Below are 3,317 nucleotides of genomic sequence, written 5' to 3'. Positions count from 1 at the left end.
AAAACAAAACCCCAACTGCTTTCGCAATTGGGGTTTCGGAATTTAATCTTGACGATGACCTACTCTCACATGGGGAAACCCCACACTACCATCGGCGATGCATCGTTTCACTGCTGAGTTCGGGATGGGATCAGGTGGTTCCAACGCTCTATGGTCGTCAAGAAATTCGGGTACTGAGTCGTGGCCAAATGGCCTCGCTTCAGCAAATTGGGTATGTGATAGCTTTCGGTGTTTGTGAACATCGAACTTTCGGTTCGTTTCGTCTTCACACACCGCAATCTGGTCTCTTCGACGCAAATTGCTTGGGTGTTATATGGTCAAGCCTCACGGGCAATTAGTATTGGTTAGCTCAACGCCTCACAGCGCTTACACACCCAACCTATCAACGTCGTAGTCTTCGACGGCCCTTCAGGGAACTCAAGGTTCCAGTGAGATCTCATCTTGAGGCAAGTTTCCCGCTTAGATGCTTTCAGCGGTTATCTTTCCCGAACATAGCTACCCGGCAATGCCACTGGCGTGACAACCGGAACACCAGAGGTTCGTCCACTCCGGTCCTCTCGTACTAGGAGCAGCCCCTCTCAAATCTCAAACGTCCACGGCAGATAGGGACCGAACTGTCTCACGACGTTCTAAACCCAGCTCGCGTACCACTTTAAATGGCGAACAGCCATACCCTTGGGACCGGCTTCAGCCCCAGGATGTGATGAGCCGACATCGAGGTGCCAAACACCGCCGTCGATATGAACTCTTGGGCGGTATCAGCCTGTTATCCCCGGAGTACCTTTTATCCGTTGAGCGATGGCCCTTCCATACAGAACCACCGGATCACTAAGACCTACTTTCGTACCTGCTCGACGTGTCTGTCTCGCAGTCAAGCGCGCTTTTGCCTTTATACTCTACGACCGATTTCCGACCGGTCTGAGCGCACCTTCGTACTCCTCCGTTACTCTTTAGGAGGAGACCGCCCCAGTCAAACTACCCACCATACACTGTCCTCGATCCGGATAACGGACCTGAGTTAGAACCTCAAAGTTGCCAGGGTGGTATTTCAAGGATGGCTCCACGCGAACTGGCGTCCACGCTTCAAAGCCTCCCACCTATCCTACACAAGCAAATTCAAAGTCCAGTGCAAAGCTATAGTAAAGGTTCACGGGGTCTTTCCGTCTAGCCGCGGATACACTGCATCTTCACAGCGATTTCAATTTCACTGAGTCTCGGGTGGAGACAGCGCCGCCATCGTTACGCCATTCGTGCAGGTCGGAACTTACCCGACAAGGAATTTCGCTACCTTAGGACCGTTATAGTTACGGCCGCCGTTTACCGGGGCTTCGATCAAGAGCTTCGCGTTAGCTAACCCCATCAATTAACCTTCCGGCACCGGGCAGGCGTCACACCCTATACGTCCACTTTCGTGTTTGCAGAGTGCTGTGTTTTTAATAAACAGTCGCAGCGGCCTGGTATCTTCGACCGGCATGAGCTTACGGAGCAAGTCCTTCACCCTCACCGGCGCACCTTCTCCCGAAGTTACGGTGCCATTTTGCCTAGTTCCTTCACCCGAGTTCTCTCAAGCGCCTTGGTATTCTCTACCCAACCACCTGTGTCGGTTTGGGGTACGGTTCCTGGTTACCTGAAGCTTAGAAGCTTTTCTTGGAAGCATGGCATCAACCACTTCGTGTTCTAAAAGAACACTCGTCATCAGCTCTCGGCCTTAAGATCCCGGATTTACCTAAGATCTCAGCCTACCACCTTAAACTTGGACAACCAACGCCAAGCTGGCCTAGCCTTCTCCGTCCCTCCATCGCAATAACCAGAAGTACAGGAATATTAACCTGTTTTCCATCGACTACGCTTTTCAGCCTCGCCTTAGGGACCGACTAACCCTGCGTCGATTAACGTTGCGCAGGAAACCTTGGTCTTTCGGCGTGGGTGTTTTTCACACCCATTGTCGTTACTCATGTCAGCATTCGCACTTCTGATACCTCCAGCAAGCTTCTCAACTCACCTTCACAGGCTTACAGAACGCTCCTCTACCGCATCACCCGAAGGTGATACCCGTAGCTTCGGTGTATGGTTTGAGCCCCGTTACATCTTCCGCGCAGGCCGACTCGACTAGTGAGCTATTACGCTTTCTTTAAAGGGTGGCTGCTTCTAAGCCAACCTCCTAGCTGTCTAAGCCTTCCCACATCGTTTCCCACTTAACCATAACTTTGGGACCTTAGCTGACGGTCTGGGTTGTTTCCCTTTTCACGACGGACGTTAGCACCCGCCGTGTGTCTCCCATGCTCGGCACTTGTAGGTATTCGGAGTTTGCATCGGTTTGGTAAGTCGGGATGACCCCCTAGCCGAAACAGTGCTCTACCCCCTACAGTGATACATGAGGCGCTACCTAAATAGCTTTCGAGGAGAACCAGCTATCTCCGAGCTTGATTAGCCTTTCACTCCGATCCACAGGTCATCCGCTAACTTTTCAACGGTAGTCGGTTCGGTCCTCCAGTTAGTGTTACCCAACCTTCAACCTGCCCATGGATAGATCGCCCGGTTTCGGGTCTATTCCCAGCGACTAGACGCCCTATTAAGACTCGCTTTCGCTACGCCTCCCCTATTCGGTTAAGCTCGCCACTGAAAATAAGTCGCTGACCCATTATACAAAAGGTACGCAGTCACAGAACAAAGTCTGCTCCCACTGCTTGTACGCATACGGTTTCAGGATCTATTTCACTCCCCTCTCCGGGGTTCTTTTCGCCTTTCCCTCACGGTACTAGTTCACTATCGGTCAGTCAGTAGTATTTAGCCTTGGAGGATGGTCCCCCCATATTCAGACAAAGTTTCTCGTGCTCCGTCCTACTCGATTTCATGACTAAGAGATTTTCGCGTACAGGGCTATCACCCACTATGGCCGCACTTTCCAGAGCGTTCCGCTAATCTCAAAGCCACTTAAGGGCTAGTCCCCGTTCGCTCGCCACTACTAAGGGAATCTCGGTTGATTTCTTTTCCTCAGGGTACTTAGATGTTTCAGTTCCCCTGGTTCGCCTCTTGCACCTATGTATTCAGTACAAGATAACCATCTTATGATGGCTGGGTTCCCCCATTCAGACATCTCCGGATCAAAGTCTGTTTGCCGACTCCCCGAAGCTTTTCGCAGGCTACCACGTCTTTCATCGCCTCTGACTGCCAAGGCATCCACCGTATGCGCTTCTTCACTTGACCATATAACCCCAAGCAATCTGGTTATACTGTGAAGACGACATTCGCCGAAAATTCGAATTTCTCAACTAAGAGAACTCACAAATTTTACCTTAGCCTGATCCGCTACCGTG

General features: G+C 51.3%; 2 rRNA genes. Both read right to left on the bottom strand.

The annotated features are described in order from the left end of the window. Positions 1–46: 46 nt before the first annotated feature. Positions 47–162 (bottom strand): 5S ribosomal RNA (gene rrf / locus CKW26_RS29225). A 151-nt stretch (positions 163–313) separates the two neighbouring features. Continuing rightward, a 23S ribosomal RNA gene (locus CKW26_RS29220) occupies positions 314–3,207 on the bottom strand. Positions 3,208–3,317: the final 110 nt, after the last annotated feature.

It is taken from the genome of Pseudomonas sp. Irchel s3h9 (genome assembly GCF_900187475.1).
In the GTDB taxonomy this organism is placed as follows: Bacteria; Pseudomonadota; Gammaproteobacteria; order Pseudomonadales; family Pseudomonadaceae; genus Aquipseudomonas; species Aquipseudomonas neuropathica.
This window is presented reverse-complemented; position numbering and strand designations above follow the sequence as displayed.